This window comes from Stenotrophomonas sp. AB1(2024), assembly GCF_037482345.1.
In the GTDB taxonomy this organism is placed as follows: Bacteria; Pseudomonadota; Gammaproteobacteria; order Xanthomonadales; family Xanthomonadaceae; genus Stenotrophomonas.
Genome location: NZ_JBBHKO020000001.1, coordinates 3,395,900 through 3,419,105, shown reverse-complemented (window position 1 = coordinate 3,419,105; position 23,206 = coordinate 3,395,900). Strand labels below are relative to the sequence as shown.

Genomic DNA, 23,206 nt, shown 5'->3' with positions numbered 1-23,206 from the left:
GCCTACCCGAAAAAGTGAGACGTGCGTCAGGTCATTCGGGGTTAGCGTTGGCCAATCGTGCCATCCGCTGGGCGTCGGCAAGAATGCCGCGCAGCAGGCGCACTTCCTGTTCACTCAGTTCAGTGCGCAGGAACAGGCGGCGCAGCTTGCGCATGGCCGAATCCGGGGCGCGGCCCTTGTGGAAGTCGATCTCGTCCAGCGTCTGGCCGAGCTGACCGAACAGGCCTTCGACCTGGGCATGGCTGGCCGGCTGTTCACGATGCTCAGGATCGGCCGGCGCAGCCGCCTCTACCCCACCCAGGCTCGCCATGCGCAGTTCATAGGCCAGCACCTGCACGGCGGCGGCCAGGTTCAGCGAGCTGAATTCCGGGTTGGACGGGATATGCACGGCCAGGTGGCACAGCTGCAGCTCTTCATTGGTCAGGCCGGTGCGCTCGCGCCCGAACACGAAGGCTACCTCGCCATCGGCCTCGGCGGCCTTGGCCAGGGCGCGCTGGGCGGCCACACCGGGCAGCAGCTCCTCCAGCTGGACCCGGCGGGCCCGGGCGGTGCAGCCCAACACCAGCCGGCAGTCCGCCACGGCTTCGGCCAGCGTGGCCACCACCGGGGCATCGCCGAGCACGTCCTCGGCACCGGCCGAACGGCGGAAGGCCTCTTCATCCAGCGGTTTTTCGGGTGCGACCAGCACCAGCCGGCCCAGTCCCATGGTCTTCATGGCACGCGCGGCAGCCCCCATGTTGCCGGGGTGCTGGGTGCCCACGAGGACGAAACGGATACGGGATGAAGCGGATTCAGTGGACATGAACAGGCCAAACGCGAGCAGGACAGTCACAAATGGTAAACTGTGCGACCGGCCTCTGCGCCGGGACCGCTCTTTTCCCCCGCCAATACCCCTACTCTGCCTTTCCGGGAGCTTTTCGCCATGCAGAAACCCGCCGTCACCGTCATGGTCAAGGCCGCCCGCCTCGCCGGCAACGTCCTGTTGCGCAACATCAACAAGCTCGAGGCGTTGAACGTCGTGCAGAAGGGGCGCATGGACTATGCCAGTGAAGTCGATGCGGACGCGGAGAAGGTGATCGTCAAGGAACTCAAGCGCGCCTATCCCGAGTACGGAATCATGGGCGAGGAAGGCGGCGTACAGTCCGTCAACCGCTACATGTGGGTGATCGACCCGCTCGACGGCACCAGCAACTACCTGCGTGGCTTCCCGCATTACTGCGTTTCCATCGCCCTGGTCGAGAACGGCGAGCCGATCGACGCGGTGATCTTCGACCCGCTCCGCAATGAACTGTTCACCGCCAGCCGTGGCGCCGGCGCGGTGCTGAATGACCGCCGCATCCGCGTGGCCGACCGCAAGGACCTGGCTGGCGCGATGATCCACACCGGCTTCGCCCCGCGCGAGCGCAACCGCACCAGCGCCCAGCTGAAGGCGGTGGACGCGCTGCTGGTTCACGCCGAAGACGTGCGCCGTACCGGTTCGGCCGCGCTGGACCTGGCCTACGTGGCCTGCGGCCGCGCCGACGCCTACTTCGAAGCCGGCGTGAAAGCCTGGGACATCGCCGCCGGCGTACTGCTGGTCCGCGAGGCCGGCGGCCGCGTCTGTGACTTCAAGGGCGCCACCCCGGGCCGCATGGACAGCCGTGGCCCGGAAACCCAGCAGATTGTGGCTGGCAACGTGAAGAACACCGACATCCTGCAGAAGGTGCTGGTCAATACGGGCTACGCAGCTGAGTTCGACGCGAAGTTCTGATCGGATTGATGTGGAACTCAGACAACGGCGCCTTCGGGCGCCGTTTTTGTTTGTTTGGGTCTGCACCTAGAGCGCTGGCTGTCCGGTTGTTCCTGCGCGGGGCGAGGACGGGGATGCCCTGGCCGGACACGCGTGAACCCATCCATGGGGCTTATCGCAGCTTGCTCGTGTGCGCTGTCCTGCGCACACGGCAAGACCGGGGTTGGGCTCCTGCCCAACCCGTCGGGCGTATACGCCCGACCCATGCTGCTCAAAGTCCGGCCAGGGCATCCCCGCCCTCGCCCCCTCAGTTCTCTGCGACGACCGGATACAAGATCAAAAGCGGAACGCGCGAACCCGATTCGTTCGGGGAGCTGTGGCTCGATCGATCCTGTGCCACCTGCCTTTGACTTCCTGTCCGCCGATGCACAACCGTCTGGGGGAGCGGGGTGGAGGGGGTAGCGGGGCTTTGAGCAGCATGGATGCTGCGATAAGCCCCATGGATGGGTTCACGCGTGCCCCGCTACCCCCTCCACCCCGCTCCCCCGCGCGCAGAGAATGAAAAGCCAGCGCCTCTCAGCGGAAAAAGAAAACGCCCGACCAAAGGCCGGGCGTTCGCAGCAAACTTCCAGGACCGCATCACGCCACGGTGTTGCTCGCGGCCTTCAGCGCGGCAATGCGCTCTTCCAGCGGCGGGTGGCTCAGGAACAGCTTCTTGGCGGTGGCGCCGGCGATGCCGAACGCGGCGATCTGGGTCGGCAGGGTGCTCTGGCCGTGATTGAGCTTCAGACGCTCCAGTGCGGCGATCATCTTCTGGCGGCCGGCCAGGTGCGCGCCGCCCGCGTCGGCGCGGAACTCACGGTGGCGCGAGAACCACATGGCGATCATGGTGGCGAACAGGCCGAACACCATTTCCAGCACGAACACGATGATGAAGTACGCAAAGCCACGGCCGCCGCCTTCGCGGTTGCCCGACAGCGCACTGTCGATGATCCCGCCGACCACGCGCGCCAGCACGATCACGAACGTGTTGAGCACGCCCTGCAGCAGCGCCATGGTGATCATGTCGCCGTTGGCCACATGCGCGATTTCGTGGCCCAGTACCGCCTCGGCCTCGTCCTCGCTCATGTTCTGCAGCAGGCCCGTGGAGACCGCCACCAGCGCATTGTTGCGGTTGGCGCCGGTCGCGAACGCATTGATTTCCGGGCCGTCATAGACCGCCACTTCCGGCATGCCGATACCGGCTTCACGCGCCTGGCGCTCCACCGTGGCCAGCAGCCAGCGCTCGGTCGGGTTGCGCGGCTCGGTAATCACCACCGCGCCGGTGGAACGCTTGGCCATCCACTTGGACAGCAGCAGCGAGACCAGCGACCCGCCGAAGCCGAAAATGGCCGCAAAGACCAGCAGACCGCTCATCTGGGTGGGGTTGACCCCCAGCAGGCGCATCACCACGCTGGCCAGGATCAGCACGGCGAAGTTGGTCGCGAGGAACAGAGCAATACGACTGAACATGGGAAAAGGACGCTTTTGGGTGGGTGTTGCTGCAAATCTGCGGGGACTTCATGTTGAATTCAAGTCGCAACCTGACCGACGATTCATAGTTCATGTCCATGACCGCCTACCGCGGGCGCTTCGCCCCCTCACCCACCGGCCCGCTCCATGCCGGCTCGCTGCTCGCCGCCTTTGGCAGCTGGCTGTTGGCCCGGCATGCCGGCGGGCAATGGCTCGTGCGGGTTGAAGACGTCGACCCGCCCCGCACCGTGCCTGGCGCCATCGACCAGCAACTCGGTGCCCTGGCCGCCTTCGGCCTGGTCAGCGATGACACCATTGTCTACCAGAGCCAGCGCGACGCCCTGTACCAGAGCGCGCTGGACCGACTGCTGGCCGAAGACAAAGCCTTCGCCTGCCACTGCAGCCGCACCGAGCTGGCCGATCAGCACGGTATTCATCATTACTGCGTGGCACGTACCGAACGCCCACGACCGGCCATTCGCCTGCGCGCGCCGCCCGGCAGCGTGGCCGCCTTCCAGGACGGCCTGCGCGGGACGATCCGGCAGGACGTGCACGCCGAGGTCGGCGATTTCGTCCTGCGCCGCGCCGATGGCTACTGGGCCTACCAGCTGGCCGTGGTGGTCGACGATGGCGACCAGGCCATCACCGACGTGGTACGCGGCGCCGATCTGCTCGACTCCACCCCGCGCCAGATCCTGCTGCAGCAAGCGCTGGGCCTGCCCACCCCGCGCTACCTGCACCTGCCGCTGCTGCTGGAGCCTGACGGGGTCAAACTGTCCAAATCCGCCGCCGCGCGCCCAGTCGATGCCGCCCATCCCCTGCCGGCCCTGCAGCGGGCATGGGCGCAGCTCGGTCAGGTTCCCGCGTGGCTGGCAGGTTGCCGCAGCGTTGCCGAGCTGCTGGAACGGGCCGTTGACGGCTTCGACCCGGCGCGATTGCCACCGGGTGACATCCGGCTTGACGTGGACACCCGGTAAGCCACCCATTTTTCGCCGCGATGTTGCAGAATCGCTTTCCCCCCCTGCTGGCCCCGGAGTAGCTGCTCATGACATCTCGCGTCGCACTGGTCACCGGCGGTACCGGCGGTATCGGAACTGCCATCTGCCAATACCTGGCCGACCAGGGCCATCGGGTTGCCACCAACTACCGCGACGAAGCCAAGGCCCTGGCCTGGCGCGAGAAGATGCTGGCGCGCGGCTGCGACGTGGCGATCTTCCCCGGCGACGTCTCCGATGCGGCCAGCGCCGAACAGATGGTGCACGCGGTGGAAGCCGCGCTCGGGCCCATCGAGATCCTGATCAACAACGCCGGCATCACCCGCGACACCACCTTCCACCGCATGCGCGCCGACCAGTGGCACGATGTGATCAACACCAACCTCAACTCGGTGTTCCACGTCACCCGCCCGGTCATTGAAGGCATGCGCCGGCGCGGCTGGGGCCGGGTGATCCAGATCAGCTCCATCAACGGCCTGAAGGGCCAGTACGGCCAGGCCAACTACGCCGCCGCCAAGGCCGGCATGCACGGTTTCACCATCTCGCTGGCACGCGAGAACGCCGGCTTCGGGATCACCGTCAACACCATTTCCCCCGGCTACGTCGCCACCGACATGGTGATGGCCGTGCCCGACGAAGTACGCGCCAAGATCATCGCCGACATCCCCACCGGCCGCCTCGGCAAGCCCGAGGAAATCGCCTACGCCGTCGCCTTCCTGGTCGCCGAAGAAGCCTCCTGGATCACCGGCTCGAACCTGGACATCAACGGCGGCCACCACATGGGCTGGTAACGGTTACACCGTTACGCACCTCCAGGTTTCCCAAGGCCGGCCAACGGCCGGCGCTACCGGCATACCGGCATGCCGCGCACATAAATGCCGCACTTCACCCGCCCGCCCACCGCAGGAGCGATTCCCAACGCCGTATGGCGGCCCGGAGGGTGCCCGCCAGGGATGGCGGGCATAAAGGCGCGGGGTTAAGGCGGCATGCCGCAGGGGCCCGAGCTTTGCGCAGCAAAGCTTGGGCAAGCGCAGCAGGCGTTGCGACAACCAGAAAATGCTGCACCCATGCTGCGCAGCATGAAGAATCCAGCTTCATGACCAAAGGAGGTTGCAACGCCTGCTGCGCTGCGCCATGCTTCGCGCTTACGCTGACGAGTGATTGCTTCATGGCTGCGAACCGCATCATCAAGAAGTATCCGAACCGCCGTCTCTACGACACCGAGATTTCCAGTTACATCACCATCGAGGACGTGCGCCAGCTGATCCTGGACGGTGAAGACTTCGAAGTCCGCGACGCCAAGAGCGGCGATGATCTCACCCGCTCGGTGCTGCTGCAGATCATCGCCGACCAGGAACAGGACGGTGAGCCCATGCTCTCCACCCAGCTGCTCAGCCAGCTGATCCGGTTCTATGGCGATTCGCTGCAGGGCTTCATGGGCAACTACCTGGAGCGCAGCATGCAGGTCTTCCTGGACCAGCAGCAGCAGTTCCGCCAGCAGATGGGCAACCTGCTCGGCCAGACCCCGTGGGCAATGATGAACCAGCTCACCGAGCGCAACATGGAGCTGTGGCAGGACTTCCAGCGCAACATGGGTGGCGGTTTCGGCCCGCGTCCGCCGGGCACCTCGACCGGCACCGGTACGGGTACCGGCACCGGCAAGCCCGAGGCACCCACGGCCGGCAAGACCCGCCGTTGACCCCCTTCGCCCGGCACCGCCGGGCTGGATGAAAAAAGGCGCAGCCTCCCGGCCGCGCCTTTTTCGTTTCCGGCACCACTGGATCAGCGCTTGGGCTTGGCGCACCCGGTGCAGACCCGTTCCACCTGGTAACCCTTGGCGCGCAGCTTCTCCACCACGCCATCGTCGCCCAGCAGGTGCAGCGACCCCACCACCACCAGCGTGCCGCCCTGCCCGGCCTTGAGCTGCTGCTCCAGCTTCGGTACCCAGGCGTCGTTGCGGTCGGTATTGATGCGCTGGTACAGCTGCGGGTACTCGCCGCGCATTTCCGCGGCCATGGACGTCCACAGCAGCTTGTCGTCGCCACGGCGCCAGGCGTCGTGCAGCTTGCGGCCCATGGCATCAGCCTGGTCGGCCTGGTCCAGCGCCTCGGCCACCATCTGCTGCTGCTCCTGCGCCGACATGCCCGACAGCACCGCCACCTGCGTATCGATGTCTTCCAGCCCACTGCTCGGCTTGCCCGCATCGGCGGCGCGCGTCATGAAATGGCGGTCCAGGCCGAGCGCCGGGTCCAGCCCCATCTTGGCAAACTGCGACAGGGTGATGGTCAGCCCGACGAACCACGGCTTCATGCCCTGCAACTGCGCCAGCGGCAGATTGTTGTCGCGCGCGTAAGCCTGCAGCTTGGTCCAGGTGGGGGCATCGAGGTCGCGCTTGAGTTCGCTGCCATCGGTGCGCATCGCTGCCTGCAGCATCTTGCGGGTCAGGTCCGGCGACTGCATGTCCTGCGGCGAGAGTTCGAACACCACGCGCCTGGACTCGGCGAAGGCCTGGTCCACGTCGGCCGCCAGCGGGTAATCGTCGGCGCGCAGCAGGTGGAACGAGCCCAACAGGTACAGGCGGCTGTCGCCCGGGCCGGTCACCTTCCACAGCAGCGGCACTGGCGCGGTGGACGGGGCCGCCGGTGCGGCCGCCATCGCCGTGGCGCTGCCCAGCAGCAGGCCGGTGACCAGCAGCAATGGGGCTGCCAGTCGCTTCAGCATCATCATGCTCAAACCCCTCCCTCGGGTGCGTGGTACACCTGTTCACCCGCTTCGACCTTCAGGTCCAGGCGGTTTTCCGGTGGGGTCAGCGGGCACGTGGCGAACGGGGTGAACGCACACGGCGGGTTGTAGGCGTGGTTGAAATCAATCAGCACCTTGCCGCTGGCATCCGGCTCGGACAGGTCCAGGTAACGGCCCGCCGGGTAGCTGCCATGTCCGCTGGTGCGGTCACCGAAGATCACGAACAGCTCGCGACCCGGTTCGCCCAGCGCTTCCAGCCGCCAGGTCTTGCCGTCACGCTCGAATTCCAGCGCGCCCGAATTGGGCATGTCGGTGGTGAGGCCGGTGATGTCCACGATCGGCAGGGTCTTGCCGGCCGGGTGCGGAACGAAGCGCGCCGTCACCTGCCAGTCCGGACCGCCGGGCCAGTAGGTCAGGCCGGTGAAACCGCTGCGCGAATAGGCGTCGGCGTGCTTGACCCGCAGCGCATAGCGCTCGCCACGGTGGATCAGGCTGAGCTGACCCTTGCCATCATCGAAGGCAATCCGGGTCGGCTCCGGATCGCGGTCGCTCTGGAAACGGATCTGCCCGGTGACCGGCTTGTCGTCCACGCTGACCGCCACGCCGCGCTCGGGCGTGAAGGTCAGCGTATCGCCACGGCGCGCCACCATGCCCAGCTTGGCCGGGCCTACTGCCAGACGGATGCCGCTGCCCGGGCCGCTGCCGATGTAGTGCGCCTTGTGTTCCAGCCAGTGCAGGCCCACCAGGCTGGTCCAGCCATCGGGCGCCTGCAGTTCGGTGTAGCGCTGCTGCCGCCATTGCTGCTGTTCGGCGGCGAACGCCGGATCCACCGCTGCCGGTGCCGGCGCGGTTTCCTTGTCGCCGCAACCCACCAGGCCCAGCGCCAGCAGTGCCGCGCCGAGTCCCCATCCCCAATTACGCATCGTGCTCCCCTTCAACGTCCGCGCAGGAACCAGCGGTCGATTTCCGCCAGTGAAAAACGGGCCCAGGTCGGCCGGCCGTGGTTGCACTGGCCGGACCGCTCGGTAATTTCCATGTCGCGCAGCAGCGCGTTCATTTCCGGCAGGGTCAGGCGCCGGTTGGCGCGCACCGCGCCGTGGCAGGCCATGGTCGAAAGCAGTTCATCGCGTGCACTGGCAATGCGCCGGCTCTGGCCGTGCTCGCGCAGGTCGGTGAGCACATCGCGCAGCAGGCCTTCCGGTTCGGCATTGGCCAGCAGCGCCGGAATGCTGCGCACGTGCAGCGAACCGGGGCCGGAACGGGTGATCTCGAACCCCAGCGCGGTCAGCGTATCGGCTTCGCGTTCGGCGGTATCGGCATCGCGCTCGCCCACCGCCAGGGTGATCGGCACCAGCAGCGGCTGTGCGTGCAGCCCGGTGGCATCGTGCGCGGTCTTGAGCCGCTCATAGCCTATCCGCTCGTGGGCGGCGTGCATGTCCACCACGATCAGGCCTTCGGCATTCTCGGCCAGGATGTAGATGCCGTGCAGCTGTGCCACCGCGTAGCCCAGCGGCGGCACGCCGCTGTCGGCGGCGGTCACCGGCAGGCCCTGTTCGCTGGGCATCGGCGGCAGCGATGCGTCGCTGCCCGCCGGGCGCGCATACAGCGCGGCATAGGCCGACGGCGCATCTGCCACGCGCAGGCCCAGCGGCGATTGCTGCGGGCGCCAGGCCGGGTTGCCCATGCCACCGCCACTGCCACCGCCAGCCAATGCGTAACCGGTGCCAGCGGCCGCGCCGGCATGGGCCGGCGCGGCGATCCCGGCAACGCCCTCGCTGCCTGCACCGGTCGCGGTCATCCCCGCGCGGGTTTCGGCCAGCGCTTCCTTCAACGTGCGGTAGACGAAGTCATGGATCAGGCGCGAATCGCGGAAGCGCACTTCGTGCTTGGCCGGGTGCACGTTGACGTCCACGCGGGTCGGGTCCAGCTCCAGGAACAGCACATAGGCCGGCTGGCGGCCATGGAACAGCACATCGCCATAAGCCATCTTCACCGCATGGGCCACGCTGCGGTCGCGCACCGAACGGCCGTTAACGTACAGGTACTGCTGGTCCGTGCTGGCGCGCGAATAATGCGGCTGCGCGATCCAGCCATGCAGGCGCAGACCGGCACCACTGTGGTCCACGCGCATGGCCTGGGCGGCGAAGTCTTCGCCCAGCGTTTCGCCCAGCCGTGCATCGGAATACAGGTCGCCGGGCTTGTAGCGCCGCGACGGCTTGCCGTTGTGCGAAACGCGCAGCTCCACATCCGGGCGGGCCAGCGCGAGCGAACGCAGCCATTCTTCGATATGGCCCAGTTCGGTGCGCTCGGCACGCAGGAACTTGCGGCGTGCCGGCACGTTGTAGAACAGCTCGCGCACTTCCACCGTAGTGCCCGGCGCGTGCGCGCGCGGGGTGACTTGGCCCAGCTTGCCGCCCTCGATCTGCAGCGCCGAGCCGTGCTCGTCGCTGCGCCGGCGCGAGGCCAGCGTAAAGCGGCTGACCGAGGCGATCGACGGCAGCGCTTCGCCACGGAAGCCCAGCGTGGCCACCGCTTCCAGGTCATCCAGGCTGGCGATCTTGCTGGTGGCATGCCGCGACACCGCCAGCGCCAGTTCTTCCGGCGCGATGCCGCCGCCGTCGTCGCGGATGCGGATCAGCCGCACCCCGCCTTCTTCCAGGTCGATATCGACGCGGGTGGCGCCGGCATCCAGTGCGTTTTCCACCAGTTCCTTGACCACCGACGCCGGGCGTTCGACGACCTCGCCTGCTGCGATCTGGTTGATGAGGATTTCGGGAAGTTGGCGGATGGTCATGCGGTGAATGATATCCGGATCGTGGGGGTGGATTCCGATACCGATTGGCCAATGGGCCCATGGTCGATTGATCCCGATCCCCATGGGCCGGTAAAAATTCGTAGCCCCGGCCGTTGGCCGGACACCGCGCGCAGCGCGGCCCAAGCGTCCGAAGACGCAAAAACGCGGTTCCGATATTCCATCCGGCGTTTAGACGATCCGAAGCCGACCGTCAGGCGTTCATGACCCCGGAACGAAGAGCAGCCGGCCAACGGCCGGCGCTACCGCTTCGGACGCTCTAAACGCCGGAAGGTTGGACGCGGTCATCACGTGAATGCCTCCGGACGCTTGGGCCGCGCTGCGCGCGGTGTCCGGCCAACGTTATGCCCGCCGTCCTGGCGGTCACCCTCCGGGCCGGCGCGTCGCGCCGTTGAGAACGGCTCCTGCCGTTCTCTTCGGGGCTACGAACCGTTACGTAACGTCCGGATACCCGGATCAATCAACCATGGGCCCCCAGTGGGTACGTTGGGTCCGGGCAGACGCCACGAACAAAAACCCGCCGAAGCGGGTTTTTTATTTGCTGCCGCCGGCGACCGTGCTGGCGGCGTCTATTTCGGCCTGGGCGCGGGCCGCGTAGAGCGTACCCGGTGGCGGTTGCCGGCTGAAGAACGTATGCACGCCATCCAGCACCGCACCGGCGATCTGGCGCTGGTAGGCCGGGTCCATCAGGCGGCGCTCTTCATCCGGATTGGAGATGAAGGCCGTTTCCACCAGCATCGCCGGCATGTCCGAGGTGCGCAGCACCGCGAAGTTGGCGCGTTCGATGTTCGGCTTGTGGTTCTTGCCGATCCGCTTCAGACCGCCCAGCACATGCCCGGCCGCATCTTCGGAGGCCTTCATGTAACCGCTTTGGGCCAGGTCCAGCAGCACGTTGGCCAACGTGCCCTCGGTCTGCTGCAGGCGCACGCCACCGACCAGGTCGGCCGCGTTTTCCTTGTCCGCCAGCCAGCGCGCGCGCTGCGACGAAGCACCCTTGGTCGACAGCACGTACACCGACGAACCAGTGGCCGCGCGGTTTTCCGCCGCGTCGGCGTGGATCGAAATGAAGATGTCGGCCTTTGCCGAACGCGCCTTCTGCGCACGCATCGGCAGTGGAATGAACACGTCGGTATCGCGGGTCAGGAACGCCTTCAGGCCCGGCGTGGCATTGACCTGGCGCGCCAGTTCACGCGCCACGGCCAGGGTGATGTCTTTTTCGCGCTTGCCGGTCGGGCCCACGGCGCCCGGATCCTGGCCGCCGTGGCCGGGATCGATCGCCACCACCAGCGGGCGCATGCCCGACTGCATCTTGATGCGCGAGGCATCGCTGGGCATCACCGGGCGCGGCGGCTGAGCCGGCACCCCGGTGGTCGGCACCGGGGCCGGTACGTTGGCCGCCGTCGGCTGCCCAGCCAGAATCGCTGCCGGCGAGGTGGAATTGCTGGCCGCGTTGGCGGTACCGGCCGCGGCCACGTTGACCGTGGTCGCGGTCGGCGCAGCGGGCGTGGGCACCGGGGTGGCGGCGCTGGCGCTGGCCTGCTGCCGCACCGAGGCGGTCAGCAGCGCGGTAGCGCGGGCAGCGTCATTGCGCGCCTGCGCGGCTTCGGCTGGCGTGGGCGGCAACGTCCGGGTCGTTGCGGGAACGGGCGCAGCCATCGGCTGAGCGGCCACCGGAGCCGGCGCAGGCGCGTCGTTTGCCGCTGCAGGGGTCGCTGCAGCACTGGCAACGCTGGCCGGCGCATCGCCCGGCCATTCGATCACCAGCCGCGAGTCCTCGCCCTGCTTGACCAGTTGCGGCTTGAACGGCGCCACCGACTCGGCCAGGTCGAACACAACCCGGAACGTGCCAGGCACCGGCTGCCCGGTGCGCACCGCCGTGACCACGCCCTTGGGGGCAGGCAGCTTGAGGTTGCGCACCGCGCTGGAATCGGGGAAATCGACCACCAGCCGGTTCGGGCCGGCCAGGGTCAGGGTCTTGTAACCACCGCTGCCGGACAGCGCGATCTCGGCGCGGGTGCCGGTGGAACCGGTCTCCAGGGCCACCTGGCGGACTTCGCCGGCCCACGACATCGCGCTCGCCAGACAGAGTCCGACGGCGGCGCAGATGGCAGTGAGTGGCTTCCCCATTGGCATGGGTACGGATTCAATCACTGCGCTGAATGAAATGCAACACCTTTTCCCTTAATAATCCGTAACCTGGGGGTGTTTCCTAGTGTCACCCCACAGAAAGGGCCTGCAAGTCGCCCCCTTGCGGCAGCCGATCCAGCCATTCACGTCCTGCGGCACTGGCTGCGCTGAGCCGGGCGCGACGGCCCTGCCCTTCTATCTCCAGCGCGACAATCAGGTCGGTCGGCGGCAGCGCGCCTTCCCCGCGCTCGGGCCATTCGACCAGCCATAGCGAGGCACTGCCTTCGTCCAGGCCCAGGAAATCAAGCTCTTCGGCATGTCCGATCCGGTACAGGTCGAGGTGCCAGGCCTCATGTCCGCCGGCCAGCGGGTAGCGCTCGACCAACGTATAGGTCGGGCTGCGGATAGTGCCCTGCACGCCCAACCCGCGCAGCAGCGCTCGGGCCAGGGTCGATTTGCCGGCGCCCAGATCGCCCTGCAGCTGCACCACCGCGTGCGGTGGCCGGGTGGCGGCCAGCCATTGCCCGAGCAGGTCGGTGTCCTGCGGTACGGCCAGGAGGAACTCAATCATGGGGGTCACGGTTCCGGGTTCACCCGCCGGCGCAGCGGCACCAGCAGGTCGGTGGGGAGCAGGCCGCGCTGGCCTTCGCTGGCGGCGTCATCGCCGGCCAGGCCGTGCAGCAGCGCGCCGCTGCTGGCCGCGTCGAAGGCGTCCAGCCCCTGCGCGCGCAACGCGGCAATGATGCCGGTAAGCAGGTCGCCCATACCACCCACGGCCATGCCCGGGTTGCCGGCCGTGATGACGCGGGGCCGCGCATGCGGTGCGGCGATCACCGTGCCGGCGCCCTTGAGCACCACCACGGCATTGAAACGGGCCGCCAGCGCGGCAGCGGCGCCGAAGCGATCGGCCTGCACCTGCGCGGTGTCGATGCCCAGCAGGCGCGCGGCCTCGCCCGGGTGCGGGGTAAGAATCGCGTCGTGCAGCGCATGCGGCGTAACGGCCAGCAGGTTCAACGCGTCGGCATCGATCACCAGGGACTTGCCGCTGGCCAGCACCTGCCGCCACAGCTCGTGCGCCCAGTCGTCCTGGCCCAGCCCGGGACCGATCGCAATGACCTTCGCACGCGGCAGCAACGCGCGCAGTTCCTGTGCGTCCTGCACGGCATGCGCCATGGCTTCGGGCAGGCGCGCCAGCAGCGGCGCGACGTGCTGCGGCTGGGTGGCCACGCTGACCAGCCCGGCGCCAGCGCGCAGCGCCGATTCGGCCGCCAGCATCACCGCCCCGCCACTGCCGACGTTGCCGCCCACGCACAGCACGTGGCCCGATTCACCCTTGTGCGTGTTGGCGCGACGTGGCGGCAGCTGGGCGGCCAAGCGCGCAGGGGCCCACAGGCATGCGCTGGCGGCCACGCCGTCCTGCGCACCGTCCGGCAGGGCGAGCGGTGCGAGGCGGCGCCCGCCGATGTATTCCAGCGCAGCGCCGGTATACAGGCCCTGGTGGCGCACGATGAACTGCACGGTGAGCGTCGCCCGCACCGCCACGCCCGGTACCGCGCCGCTGCGCGCATCCACGCCGCTGGGTACATCCAGCGCCAGCACCGGCAGGCCGCTGTGTGTGATCGCCGCGATCAGGCGCGCGGCCTCCCCGGCCGGGGCGCGGTTGAGCCCGATCCCGAACAGGGCATCGACCACGACATCGGCGGGCGGCAGCGCGTGGTCGAACACCGTTTCCCGCCCGTCCGCGGCCAGATAAGCGGCGCGGGCGCGCTCGGCCAGCGCGGTACGCGCGCCAGCGTCGGCCATCAGCAGCACCTGCACCTGGCGCCCGGCCAGCCGGGCCAGCCGCGCCAGCACATAGCCATCGCCGCCGTTGTTGCCGGCACCGACCGCCACGCACACCCGCTGCGCCTGCGGCCAGCGCTCCAGCAGGCATTGCCAGGCGGCAGTGCCGGCCTGTTCCATCAGCCCCGCGCCGCCATCACCCAGCAGCGCGCTGGCCTGGGCGTCGAGACGGCGCGCGGCGGCGACATCGAACAGTTCATCGAGTTCGTGCATGCCGGGATTCTATACTTGCCGCATGTCCGCCGTTCCCCTGCCCGCCCCGCTCGACCTGGCCCGTGCCGCCGAACGGGTGCGTGCGCTTGCGCGCCAACATGGCTTCCAGCGCTGCGGGGTTTCCGGCATCGACCTGGCCGAAGACGAAGCGCACCTGGCCGACTGGCTGGGCCAGGGCCTGTACGGCACCATGGACTGGATGGCGCGCCACGGTACGCTGCGCGCACGCCCGGCCGAACTGCTGCCCGGCACCGTGCGGGTGATTTCGGTAGGCATGGATTACGGCCACAAGGACGATGCGCAGGCCTGGGACACCCTGCATAACGCTGACCGCGCCTATGTCGCGCGCTACGCGGTGGGCCGCGATTACCACAAGCTGATGCGCAACCGCCTGCAGAAGTTCGCCGATGCACTGGCCGCCGAGATCGGCACGTTCGGCTACCGGGTATTCGTCGATTCGGCGCCGGTGCTCGAACGCGCCCTGGCGCGCAATGCCGGGCTGGGCTGGATCGGCAAGCACACCTGCCTGATCGACCGCCAGGGTGGTTCGTGGTTCTTCCTGGGCGAGATCTACATCGACCTGCCCCTGCCAGTGGATGCGCCAGCCGGCGCGCACTGCGGCACCTGCACGCGCTGCATCGATGTATGTCCCACCCAGGCCATCATCGGCCCGCAGCGGCTGGATGCGCGGCGCTGCATTTCCTACCTGACCATCGAACACGACGGCGCCATTCCCGAAGACATGCGCCCGTTGATGGGCAACCGCATCTACGGCTGCGACGACTGCCAGCTGGTGTGCCCCTGGAACAAGTTCGCGCGGCGCACCGACGAGCCGGACTTCCGCGCCCGCAACGCGCTCGATACCGCCACGCTGGCCGAACTGTTCGCGTGGGAGGAAGACGAATTCCTGCGCCGCACCGAAGGCAGCCCGATCCGCCGCAGCGGGCACGAGCGTTGGTTGCGCAACATCGCCGTGGCGCTGGGCAACGCGCCCGGCCATGCCGATACGCTGGCCGCGCTGCAGTCGCGCGCCAGCCACGACTCGGCGCTGGTGCGCGAACACGTGCAATGGGCACTGCAACAGCATACCCGGCTGAACAACGCGGACTGACCGACGCACGCACGCGCGTGGCCCCGGCATGCGACCATGGGCGCCCGTTCGTACCGTTTGACCGTTCATGGACCGTAGCGCGCAGATCCTCACGCCCAGCCAGCTCAACATCCTGGCCCGCGACCTGCTGGAAGGCACGTTCCCGATGGTATGGGTGGAAGCCGAGCTGGGCAGCGTGACCCGCCCGGCCTCCGGCCACATGTATTTCACGCTGAAGGACGTGCGTGCGCAGATCCGCGCGGCGCTGTTCAAGCCCAAGAGCCAGTGGCTGAAGTTCGTGCCGCGCGAAGGCATGCGCGTGCTCGCGCGTGGCCGGCTGACCCTGTACGAAGCACGCGGCGAGTACCAGATGGTGCTCGACCACATGGAAGAAGCCGGCGAAGGCGCGCTGCGCCGCGCTTATGAACAACTCAAGGCACGGCTGGAAGCCGAAGGCCTGTTCGCCGCCGAACGCAAGCGTGCCCTGCCCGCCCACGTGCGCCGGTTGGCGGTGATCACCTCGCCCACGGGTGCAGCGGTGCGCGATGTGCTGAGCGTGCTGGAGCGCCGCTTCCCGCTGCTGGAGGTGGACCTGCTGCCCAGCCTGGTGCAGGGCGACAGTGCCGCCGCGCAGATCACCGCGTTGCTGCGCGGTGCCGATGCCAGCGGCCGCTACGACGTGATCCTGCTCACCCGCGGTGGCGGTTCGATGGAGGACCTGTGGGCCTTCAACGACGAACAGCTGGCCCGCGCCATTGCTGCAAGCCGCACGCCGGTGGTGTCGGCAGTGGGCCATGAGACCGACTTCAGCCTGGCCGATTTCGCCGCCGACCTGCGCGCACCCACGCCGTCGGTGGCCGCCGAGCTGCTGGTGCCGGACCAGCGCGACCTGCAGTTGCGCCTGCGCCGGTTCGCGGCGCGACTGGTGCAGCTGCAGCGGCATGGGCTCAGCCAGGCGATGCAGCGTGCGGACCGCGCGCTGCTGCGACTCAACGTGCAGAGCCCGCAGAACCGGTTGCAGTTGTTGCAACGTCGGCAGCAGGATCTGGCCCGGCGTTTGGCCGGGGCATGGCAGCAGCAGCACGAGCGCAGGCTGGCACGCCTGCGGCATGCTGCGGTGGTGCTGCGTAATGGGCACCCGCAGCGCCAGCTGGATGCGCTGAACCAGCGATTGCAGCGGCTGCAGCCGCGCGCTGATGCGGCCATGGCACGGCAGCTGCAGCGCGATACGGTGCGCCTGCGCGCCTTGGCGCGGTCGATGGAGGCGGTGAGCCCGTTGGCCACGGTTGCGCGTGGTTATGCGATTTTGACCCGAGAAGATGATGGGCGCCTGGTGCGGTCGCCGTTGGATGTGTCGCCCGGCGATACGTTGAAGGCCAGGGTGCAGGACGGCGTCATCGACGTGGTGGTGAAAGCCCGGTAGAGCCACGCCCTGCGTGGCTGCCCAACATCACGGGGTTGCCGGGGCGCCTGCCGTCTCACAGAACCGTTGGCGGTATTCCATGGCCTTGGGCATCAAGGCCTGCAGGTTCTGGATGCGCGTGCCCGGATTGGGGTGCGTGGACGAGAATTCCGGTGGGGCCTGGCCACCACTGGCCTGGCCCATGCGTTCCCACAGCGGAACCGCTTCGCGCGGGTCGAAACACGCTGCCGCCGCCAGCATCAGGCCCACTTCGTCGGCTTGGGTTTCGTGGCTGCGCGCGTAGGGCAGCAGGTAGCCGTACCCCATGGCCGACATCACCATCTGTTGCTGTTGCGGGTCCATGCCGCTGGCGGCACCGGCCATCTGCCCGATCTGGGTCAACTTCTGCTGGGCCATGCGCTGGGCGCCATGGCGCAGCAGCGCGTGGGCGATTTCATGGCCCATCACCACCGCCATCGCATCCACCGTGCGCGCCACCGGCACCAGCCCGGTATACACCGCCATCTTGCCGCCCGGCAGGCAGAACGCGTTGGCCTGGTCGGACTGGATCACGTTGACCTCCCATTCGAAGTCGCGCGAAAAATGCGCCGGCTTCAGGCCATGTTCTTCGGCCAGCGCGGTTTCGACCACGTCGACCTTGCGGATCAAGCGCTCGGCAATGGCGCGTACATCGCGCGATACCTGCGCGTTCGGGTCCAGCGGGCGCTCTTCGGCCAGGATCTGCTGGTAGGCCTGGAGCCCCAGCGCTTTTTCCTGGTCGGCATCGAGCGAGCTGTCGATCAACACGCTTTCGCCGGTATAGGGGTCCACGCTGCGGTTGGAGAACCAGTAGAAGGCCGCGTAACCGGCGAACGCCAGCAGCACCCACCAGCGGATGTTGCCGAACAGGCCCGGGCGGCGCGCCCGTTGCTGCTGCTGACCGCCAAATGGATCGCTGCTCATCCTGGGAATTCCTGATGGGGCCGGCACGCCCTGCCGGCATTGGGGGCAATCCTAGCGCCAAGCCGGGCAATCAGATACCTCGAACCAGACGGAAACCGATCCTGGCGCTGGTCGTGTCCGAATCCTGTGATTGCCGCCAGGCCGCGCGGGTCTGTTCGGGAGCATTGGCCCAGTTGCCACCGCGGATCACCCGCTGCCGGCAACCGGGATTGAACCAGGCCACGCCATCGGCCGGGGCCCTGCGGTAGCTGGCGTGCCAGCAATCGGCCACCCACTCGCTGAGGTTGCCGGCCATGTCGTGCAGGCCCCAGGCATTGGGCTCGAAGCTGGCCACCGGGGCCGGGCCCCACCAGCCATCTCCGTAGCCCACGAAGGCGTTGAACCAGCGCCGGCCGGACGGCGAGACATCTTCACCGCCGGTGAAATTTCCCGACAACGGTGGCGGCGTACCGGCGTTGCCCCACGGATAGCGGCCACTGGTGCCTGCGCGCATCGCGTACTCGAACTCGGCCTCGCTGGGCAGCCGGTAGGAACGCCCGGTCTGTTCGGACAGCCACATCGCATAGTGCTCGGCGTCGCGCACGCTCACATGCATCACCGGCGAATTGGCGATGGCCGGGGTGCCGTCGTAGCCCGAGCGCCAGTCCACGCCGCTGCTCCGGGTGAAGTTGCCGCTGCGCTCGTCGTAGATGATCGAGTGGCCGCGACGGGTGGCGCGCGGCCGGGCATTGCTGGCCTGCACATAGCGGCGGTAATCGGCCACGGTCACTTCGGTGACCGCCATGGCGAAGCCGCGTTCGAAGCGCACGTAATGAGACGGCTTTTCAGCATCGCTGGCGCCGGGCTCGCTGTCGCCGGCGCCCATCTGGAAACCACCGTGCGGCACCACGATCATCTGCGGGCCACGGCCTCCATCGCGCAGCGCGTCGCTGAAGACCTGGCGTGGGCGGAAGCTGCCGTAATGGGTGACCAGTTCGATGCGCTCACGCAGCTGGGCCACCACCGGGTCGCCCGGCAGCGCGATGCGCAGCGCGTCTTCCAGCTTCTGCCGCGCCGGCTTCAGGCCCTGCGGCGTGGCCAGGTCGCGCAGGCCTTCGTCGCGCAGGCGCACCAGCGTCTCGGCGCGGATCGTCTCGATCCGTTCGAACGCATCGGCAATGGTCGGCGCCGAATCGCGCACCTTGGCCGCCTCGGCCAGCCAGGTGCCGGCGGCGGTGAAGTCGGCGGCGCGGGCGGCCGCTTCGGCCCGGCGGATCAGAGCGCTTTCGGCGGCGGCCAGTCCCTGCCGCGCGCGCGCGTTGTCGGCCTGCAGCGCCAACGCCTCGCGGAAGTTGGGGATGGCGCCATCGCCGTCTTCACCGATCCGGTCGGCGCGCAGGTCGTCTTCACCGGCGCGGTTGTAGGCAATCACCCGCTGGGCCACTTCCACGCGCGACTGCAGCTGCCGCACCTTGGGATCGTCCGGGGCCACGGTCAGCAGTACCAACGCCATCTCGGCGGCCTGGGCCAACGCCTCGCGCTGCTGCAGTGGCCGTTCCAGCAGCGCCGAAGCGTCCTGCAGCAGGCGCTGGCGCGCACGCGTCAACCCGGCCTGTGCCTGGCGGTCCTCGGGATCGCGCTGGCGCAGCGCCAGCCAGATCGGAATGGCGTCGGCGGCCGTTGCGTACAGCCGGCCCGCGTCGAACGCCGTGGCCGCATCACGCCGCGCCTGGATCACGCCGTCGTCGGCAATGGCCACCGCCGGCGGCTGCCAGCGCTGCTCCGTTTCGGCCGCGTCTTCACCGCCAATGGTCACCTGGCCCGGTGCAGGGTCGACCCGTTTGACCGGCTCGGCCGGGCGCGCAGCCGCCGGGCGCGGCGGAGGCGCCTCGGGAGCGCAGGCGGTCGTGGCCAGCAACAGCGCGGCCAACAACAGCGGGACAGGGCCTGGAGTACGCAATTGGGGTTCCTTCGGCGGGGCGGCCTCGACGTTAGGCTATTCTCCCTCACCTGAGCAAACCTGCAGTAGACGGAACCCCAACGTGGCCTATTGGATCAAAACCCCGGCGGAACTGGACGAGCGCTACCGCCAGCGCCCCACCCGCATCGGGCTGGACACCGAGTTCATTCGCGAACGCACCTACTGGCCACAGTTGGCGCTGGTGCAGATGGCGGTCGGCGATGAAATCCTGCTGATCGACCCGCTCACTCCCGGCATGACCGAAGCCCTGGCACCGTGGCTGGCCGATACCTCGATCCTGAAGATCATGCACAGCGCCAGCGAAGACCTGGTCACCTTCAAGGTCGCCTGCGGGGTGCTGCCGCGACCGCTGTTCGACACCCAGATCGGCGCGTCGCTGGCCGGCATCGGCGGTGGACTGGGCTACCAGAAGCTGGTCACCGCCATCACAGGTGTAACGCTGGCCAAGGGCGAGACCCGCTCGGACTGGATGCGCCGCCCGCTCTCGGACGCGCAACTGGAGTACGCCGCCGATGACGTGGAGTACCTGTTCGCGATCCACGACGCGGTGGATGCCAGACTGGGCGAGCTCAACCGCCGCCAGTGGCTGCAGGACGACGCCGAGCGCCTGCTGGCCAGCGTGGAGCAGGACGAGGAGCGCTGGCCGCACGTGGCGATGCGCTCGGCGCAGTTCATGGACGCCTCCGCCCAGCGCCGCCTATTGCGCCTGCTGCGCTGGCGCGACGTGCAGGCCCGTGCCACCGACAAGCCACGCAGCTGGATCCTGGACAACGAACTGGCTGCTGTCCTCGCCCGCACTCCACCGGCGGATGCCGATGCACTGGCCAAGCTGATGGAAGGCTTCCCGAAGGCGCCGCGCAAGCTGGCCGCGCAGGTCTGGGAAGCGCTGGAAACGCCGCTGCACGATGAGGCGGACGCACCGCTGGCGCTGCCGGCCACCGAGAGCAACAAGCAGGCGTTGAAGCGGCTGCAGGATGCGGTGAGCGCGCGTACGGCCGAGCTGGAGTTGCCCGATGGCGTGTTGGCCTCGCGCAAGCATCTGGAAAGCTATCTGGAAAGCCGTACCTGGCCGCAGGCGCTGGCCGGGTGGAGGCAGGCGGTGCTGGAGCCGCATCTGCAGGGGTTGTTGCCGGCCGGTTGAGAGGTTGGTGCCGGGCGTGGCCCGGCACTACGGGGCGGCTTCGGTTTGGGTCATGCCCTACCGTGGTGATCATCACCACGGCGGTCGATTGGGATGCGACCCTACGAGGCCAGGTGGAACTGCCCGACCGATTGCTGCAGCCCGGACGACTGCGCGTTCAAGGTACGCGCAGCGGCTGACGCCTCCTCGACAAGGGCAGCATTCTGCTGGGTCACGCCATCCATCTGCACGATGCTCTGGTTGACCTGCTCGATCCCTGCCGCCTGTTCCTGGCTGGCGTTGGCAATTTCTTCGATCAACCCACCCAGCTCCCCTACCGATTGCACCACGCGCTGCAGGGTCTGCCCCGCCTGGTTGGCCAGTTCACTGCCATCGGCCACCTGCGCCACCGATGCTTCGATCAGCGTCTTGATTTCCTTGGCGGCGCTGGCCGAGCGCTGCGCCAGTGCGCGCACTTCGGAAGCCACCACCGCAAAGCCGCGGCCTTCTTCGCCAGCGCGCGCCGCTTCCACCGCCGCGTTGAGCGCCAGGATGTTGGTCTGGAACGCGATGCCATCGATGACGGTAGTGATGTCGGCGATGCGGCGCGAAGACGCCTCGATGCCGCCCATGGTGGCCACCACCTGCGCCACGGCCGTGCCGCCCTGCGCGGCCACTTCGACCGCTTCGGCCGCCAGGCGGTCGGCGCGGCGGGCGTGGTCGGCATTCTGCTTCACCGCCGAGGTGAGCTCTTCCAGCGACGCGGCCGATTCTTCCAGGCTGGCCGCCTGCTGCTCGGTGCGGGCCGACAGGTCGTCGTTGCCGGCGGCGATCTCCGCCGACGCGGTAGCCACCGACACGGCCGCCTGCTGTATGCCGCTCACGATGGATGTCAGCTGGGCCACGGTGGCGTTGGCATCGTCGCGCATGGTGGCGAACACACCCTGGAACTGGCCCTCGATGCGGCCGCGCAGGTCGCCTGCGGCCAGCGCGCGCAGCAGCCCGGACAAGGCGCTGAGGTTGCGGTCGGCGGTAATCATCAGGGTGTTGAGGCCCTGGACCATTACCCGGAAGTCGTGCTGGTAGGCGTCGGCATTGCCGCGCACGCTGAAGTCGCCAGCGGCGGCAGCGGTGACCAGGTGCTTGATTTCGCCGTTGATCGCCTGCAGGCGGTCGCGCACGCCGTTGACCGCTTCAGTGATGCGCGCCTTTTCGCCGGGGAACAGTTCCATCGACTCCGACAGGTCGCCATCGGCGTAGCGGCGCACCAGGTCGACCATGCGCATCTTCACCGAGATATGCGCATCGACCAGTTCGTTGGTGCCGGTCACCATGGTGCCGAACTCGCCCTCGAAGCGGCTGGCATCGATCCGGTGGCTGATCGCACCCTCGGCATGGCGCTGGCCCATCTGGTTCTGCGCCTGGATGATTTCGCGCAGCTTGTCCTGCATCTGCTGCAGCGCGCCCATCAGGCGCCCCACCTCATCCGGGCTGCGCACCACGATGCGCTGGTCAAGGCGGCCGGCGGCCACATCACGTGCGACCTGGCCGGCCTGCGCCAGCGGCACCGTGAGCAGGCGCCGCACCACCACCACCAGCGCCACGATCACCGCCAGCAGGCCCAGCCCGGAAACCACGGCTATCTGCAGCATCAGCTTGTGCAGGACGGTCTGCAGTACCGAGGTGGGCTCCAGGCCGAGTACCGTCCACTGCCACGGACCGTAAGTCTGGGCGGTGACGAAGTAGGTCTGCGGGATAGCGTCCTTCGCGGTGCGCAGGTGCAGCGTGGCCTCGGTAGCCTTGCCGGCCAGCAGCGCATCCAGTTCGGCGCGGTCGCTTGCATCGACCAGCCCGGACAGCGTCTCCCCCTCGCCTGCGGAGCCGGCCACCACGGTGCCGAACTGCTCGCCCGCACGCGTGTTGACCGCCAGGAAGTGGCCTTCCTTGCCCAGCGTGGACTCACGCAGGCGGGCCTTCAGTGCCGCCAGGCCGTCTGTGTAGTTCTGGCCGACGAAAGCGATGCCGGCGACCTCGCCCGCCGCGTTCCTGAGCGGCATGTAGTGGGTCATGTAATCCACCCCGAACAGCCTTACCGGACCGGTGAAGCCTTCTCCGGCAATCATCTTCGCGTAGGCCGGGCTGGCATGGTCAAGCACGGTACCCATGGCACGCGCGCCTTCGGCATTACGCACCGAGGTGGACACGCGCACGAAGTCATCCCCGTCGCGCACGAATACGGTGGCCACGCCGCCGCCGGTGGCATCGGCGAAGCGGTCCACCGCCCCCTCCTGCAGGTTGAGCACCTCGGCGCCAAGACGCAGCGTCGGGGTCTGGCGCTCGCCCACGATCACGGTCCTGGCCGGGTCCACGCTGAGCTCGCCGTCCGGCAACATGGCGCGGAAGATGCCGGCCATGCGTTCGGTGCTGTCGCTCAGGCTGCGGTCGTACAGTTCCACTGAATCGCGCATCAGGTCGGTGGACGATTGCAGGCCCGCTTCGACCCGCTGCTGGTAGCTGGTTGCGGCTTGGCGGTAAATCAGCACTGCCAGCGCCACGAAGGCCATGGTAGTGATCAGGCCCATCAGCAACGCCAGGCGGGCGCCAATGGAAGTAGAGAAAACGGCGGCGGCACGGGTCATCATCGCTGGAGCTCGAAGTGGGGATGTTTGAGAAATTCGTCACACTTCTTATCGGCACCG

General features: G+C 68.2%; 18 protein-coding genes. 7 read left to right on the top strand and 11 right to left on the bottom strand.

Translation table 11 applies throughout. The features are described 5' to 3' along the window. Positions 1-31: 31 nt before the first annotated feature. On the bottom strand, positions 32-802 hold the full coding sequence (locus tag WIX41_RS15360) for an RNA methyltransferase (protein WP_339448946.1): 771 nt from the start codon (positions 800-802) through the stop codon (positions 32-34). 120 nt (positions 803-922) lie between these two features. On the opposite strand from WIX41_RS15360, the gene WIX41_RS15355 reads away from it, so the two are divergent. After that, positions 923-1,750: an inositol monophosphatase family protein gene (locus WIX41_RS15355; RefSeq protein ID WP_339448945.1), complete on the top strand. Its 828-nt coding sequence runs from the start codon at positions 923-925 to the stop codon at positions 1,748-1,750. A gap of 618 nt (positions 1,751-2,368) precedes the next feature. Here the strand turns inward: WIX41_RS15355 and htpX are convergent. Further along, positions 2,369-3,241, bottom strand: coding sequence for a protease HtpX (gene htpX, locus WIX41_RS15350; RefSeq protein ID WP_339448944.1), 873 nt, complete (start codon positions 3,239-3,241; stop codon positions 2,369-2,371). Positions 3,242-3,333: 92 nt separating this feature from the next. Here htpX and gluQRS point away from each other — a divergent pair, with 92 nt between their 5' ends. The 3 genes from gluQRS to phaR all read left to right on the top strand — a co-directional run bounded on the left by gluQRS (position 3,334) and on the right by phaR (position 5,935). Continuing rightward, entirely contained in the window at positions 3,334-4,218 is an 885-nt protein-coding gene (gene gluQRS / locus WIX41_RS15345) for a tRNA glutamyl-Q(34) synthetase GluQRS (protein WP_339448943.1), read from the top strand. Between the two features lie 68 nt (positions 4,219-4,286). Further along, positions 4,287-5,027, top strand: coding sequence for an acetoacetyl-CoA reductase (phbB, locus tag WIX41_RS15340; RefSeq protein WP_339448942.1), 741 nt, complete (start codon positions 4,287-4,289; stop codon positions 5,025-5,027). Between the two features lie 377 nt (positions 5,028-5,404). Then, positions 5,405-5,935: a polyhydroxyalkanoate synthesis repressor PhaR gene (gene phaR / locus WIX41_RS15335; protein ID WP_339448941.1), complete on the top strand. Its 531-nt coding sequence runs from the start codon at positions 5,405-5,407 to the stop codon at positions 5,933-5,935. Positions 5,936-6,018: 83 nt separating this feature from the next. On the opposite strand, the gene WIX41_RS15330 is transcribed toward phaR, so the two are convergent. The 6 genes from WIX41_RS15330 to WIX41_RS15305 all read right to left on the bottom strand — a co-directional run bounded on the left by WIX41_RS15330 (position 6,019) and on the right by WIX41_RS15305 (position 13,972). Next, positions 6,019-6,960, bottom strand: coding sequence for a TraB/GumN family protein (locus WIX41_RS15330; protein WP_409187513.1), 942 nt, complete (start codon positions 6,958-6,960; stop codon positions 6,019-6,021). Positions 6,961-6,965: 5 nt separating this feature from the next. Beyond that, positions 6,966-7,901 (bottom strand): DUF1684 domain-containing protein, encoded by a 936-nt coding sequence (locus WIX41_RS15325; RefSeq protein WP_339448938.1) that lies wholly within the window; start codon positions 7,899-7,901, stop codon positions 6,966-6,968. 11 nt (positions 7,902-7,912) lie between these two features. Beyond that, entirely contained in the window at positions 7,913-9,772 is a 1,860-nt protein-coding gene (mutL, locus tag WIX41_RS15320; RefSeq protein ID WP_339448936.1) for a DNA mismatch repair endonuclease MutL, read from the bottom strand. Positions 9,773-10,324: 552 nt separating this feature from the next. Continuing rightward, positions 10,325-11,917, bottom strand: a complete 1,593-nt coding sequence (locus tag WIX41_RS15315; protein ID WP_431197075.1) for an N-acetylmuramoyl-L-alanine amidase — start codon at positions 11,915-11,917, stop codon at positions 10,325-10,327. A gap of 88 nt (positions 11,918-12,005) precedes the next feature. Beyond that, a complete protein-coding gene (gene tsaE / locus WIX41_RS15310; protein ID WP_339448932.1) occupies positions 12,006-12,488 on the bottom strand; it encodes a tRNA (adenosine(37)-N6)-threonylcarbamoyltransferase complex ATPase subunit type 1 TsaE in 483 nt (160 codons plus the stop codon). Positions 12,489-12,493: 5 nt separating this feature from the next. Continuing rightward, positions 12,494-13,972, bottom strand: coding sequence for an NAD(P)H-hydrate dehydratase (locus WIX41_RS15305; protein ID WP_339448930.1), 1,479 nt, complete (start codon positions 13,970-13,972; stop codon positions 12,494-12,496). A gap of 22 nt (positions 13,973-13,994) precedes the next feature. Here WIX41_RS15305 and queG point away from each other — a divergent pair, with 22 nt between their 5' ends. Together queG and xseA are read left to right on the top strand one after the other, a co-directional pair. Further along, positions 13,995-15,083 (top strand): tRNA epoxyqueuosine(34) reductase QueG, encoded by a 1,089-nt coding sequence (gene queG / locus WIX41_RS15300; protein WP_339448928.1) that lies wholly within the window; start codon positions 13,995-13,997, stop codon positions 15,081-15,083. 67 nt (positions 15,084-15,150) lie between these two features. Continuing rightward, positions 15,151-16,485, top strand: a complete 1,335-nt coding sequence (gene xseA / locus WIX41_RS15295) for an exodeoxyribonuclease VII large subunit (protein WP_339448926.1) — start codon at positions 15,151-15,153, stop codon at positions 16,483-16,485. A 27-nt stretch (positions 16,486-16,512) separates the two neighbouring features. On the opposite strand, the gene WIX41_RS15290 is transcribed toward xseA, so the two are convergent. Further along, positions 16,513-17,427: a M48 family metallopeptidase gene (locus WIX41_RS15290; protein WP_339448925.1), complete on the bottom strand. Its 915-nt coding sequence runs from the start codon at positions 17,425-17,427 to the stop codon at positions 16,513-16,515. 70 nt (positions 17,428-17,497) lie between these two features. Beyond that, on the bottom strand, positions 17,498-19,366 hold the full coding sequence (locus WIX41_RS15285) for a formylglycine-generating enzyme family protein (protein WP_339448924.1): 1,869 nt from the start codon (positions 19,364-19,366) through the stop codon (positions 17,498-17,500). 82 nt (positions 19,367-19,448) lie between these two features. Here WIX41_RS15285 and rnd point away from each other — a divergent pair, with 82 nt between their 5' ends. After that, positions 19,449-20,528, top strand: coding sequence for a ribonuclease D (gene rnd, locus WIX41_RS15280; protein ID WP_339448922.1), 1,080 nt, complete (start codon positions 19,449-19,451; stop codon positions 20,526-20,528). Positions 20,529-20,629: 101 nt separating this feature from the next. Here rnd and WIX41_RS15275 read toward each other — a convergent pair whose 3' ends face one another. Next, positions 20,630-23,089: a Cache 3/Cache 2 fusion domain-containing protein gene (locus tag WIX41_RS15275; RefSeq protein ID WP_339448921.1), complete on the bottom strand. Its 2,460-nt coding sequence runs from the start codon at positions 23,087-23,089 to the stop codon at positions 20,630-20,632. Positions 23,090-23,206: the final 117 nt, after the last annotated feature.

Excerpts from the sequence above, each read along its gene's own strand:
- WIX41_RS15305 (WP_339448930.1), bottom strand. The coding sequence starts at position 13,972 with ATGCACGAACTCGATGAACTGTTCGATGTCGCCGCCGCGCGCCGTCTC.
- WIX41_RS15275 (WP_339448921.1), bottom strand. The coding sequence starts at position 23,089 with ATGGGCCTGATCACTACCATGGCCTTCGTGGCGCTGGCAGTGCTGATT.
- WIX41_RS15355 (WP_339448945.1), top strand. The coding sequence starts at position 923 with ATGCAGAAACCCGCCGTCACCGTCATGGTCAAGGCCGCCCGCCTCGCC.
- queG (WP_339448928.1), top strand. The coding sequence starts at position 13,995 with ATGTCCGCCGTTCCCCTGCCCGCCCCGCTCGACCTGGCCCGTGCCGCC.
- phaR (WP_339448941.1), top strand. The coding sequence starts at position 5,405 with ATGGCTGCGAACCGCATCATCAAGAAGTATCCGAACCGCCGTCTCTAC.
- htpX (WP_339448944.1), bottom strand. The coding sequence starts at position 3,241 with ATGTTCAGTCGTATTGCTCTGTTCCTCGCGACCAACTTCGCCGTGCTG.
- WIX41_RS15315 (WP_431197075.1), bottom strand. The coding sequence starts at position 11,917 with ATGGGGAAGCCACTCACTGCCATCTGCGCCGCCGTCGGACTCTGTCTG.
- WIX41_RS15330 (WP_409187513.1), bottom strand. The coding sequence starts at position 6,960 with ATGATGCTGAAGCGACTGGCAGCCCCATTGCTGCTGGTCACCGGCCTG.
- WIX41_RS15360 (WP_339448946.1), bottom strand. The coding sequence starts at position 802 with ATGTCCACTGAATCCGCTTCATCCCGTATCCGTTTCGTCCTCGTGGGC.
- mutL (WP_339448936.1), bottom strand. The coding sequence starts at position 9,772 with ATGACCATCCGCCAACTTCCCGAAATCCTCATCAACCAGATCGCAGCA.
- WIX41_RS15290 (WP_339448925.1), bottom strand. The coding sequence starts at position 17,427 with ATGAGCAGCGATCCATTTGGCGGTCAGCAGCAGCAACGGGCGCGCCGC.
- xseA (WP_339448926.1), top strand. The coding sequence starts at position 15,151 with ATGGACCGTAGCGCGCAGATCCTCACGCCCAGCCAGCTCAACATCCTG.
- phbB (WP_339448942.1), top strand. The coding sequence starts at position 4,287 with ATGACATCTCGCGTCGCACTGGTCACCGGCGGTACCGGCGGTATCGGA.
- gluQRS (WP_339448943.1), top strand. The coding sequence starts at position 3,334 with ATGTCCATGACCGCCTACCGCGGGCGCTTCGCCCCCTCACCCACCGGC.
- tsaE (WP_339448932.1), bottom strand. The coding sequence starts at position 12,488 with ATGATTGAGTTCCTCCTGGCCGTACCGCAGGACACCGACCTGCTCGGG.
- WIX41_RS15325 (WP_339448938.1), bottom strand. The coding sequence starts at position 7,901 with ATGCGTAATTGGGGATGGGGACTCGGCGCGGCACTGCTGGCGCTGGGC.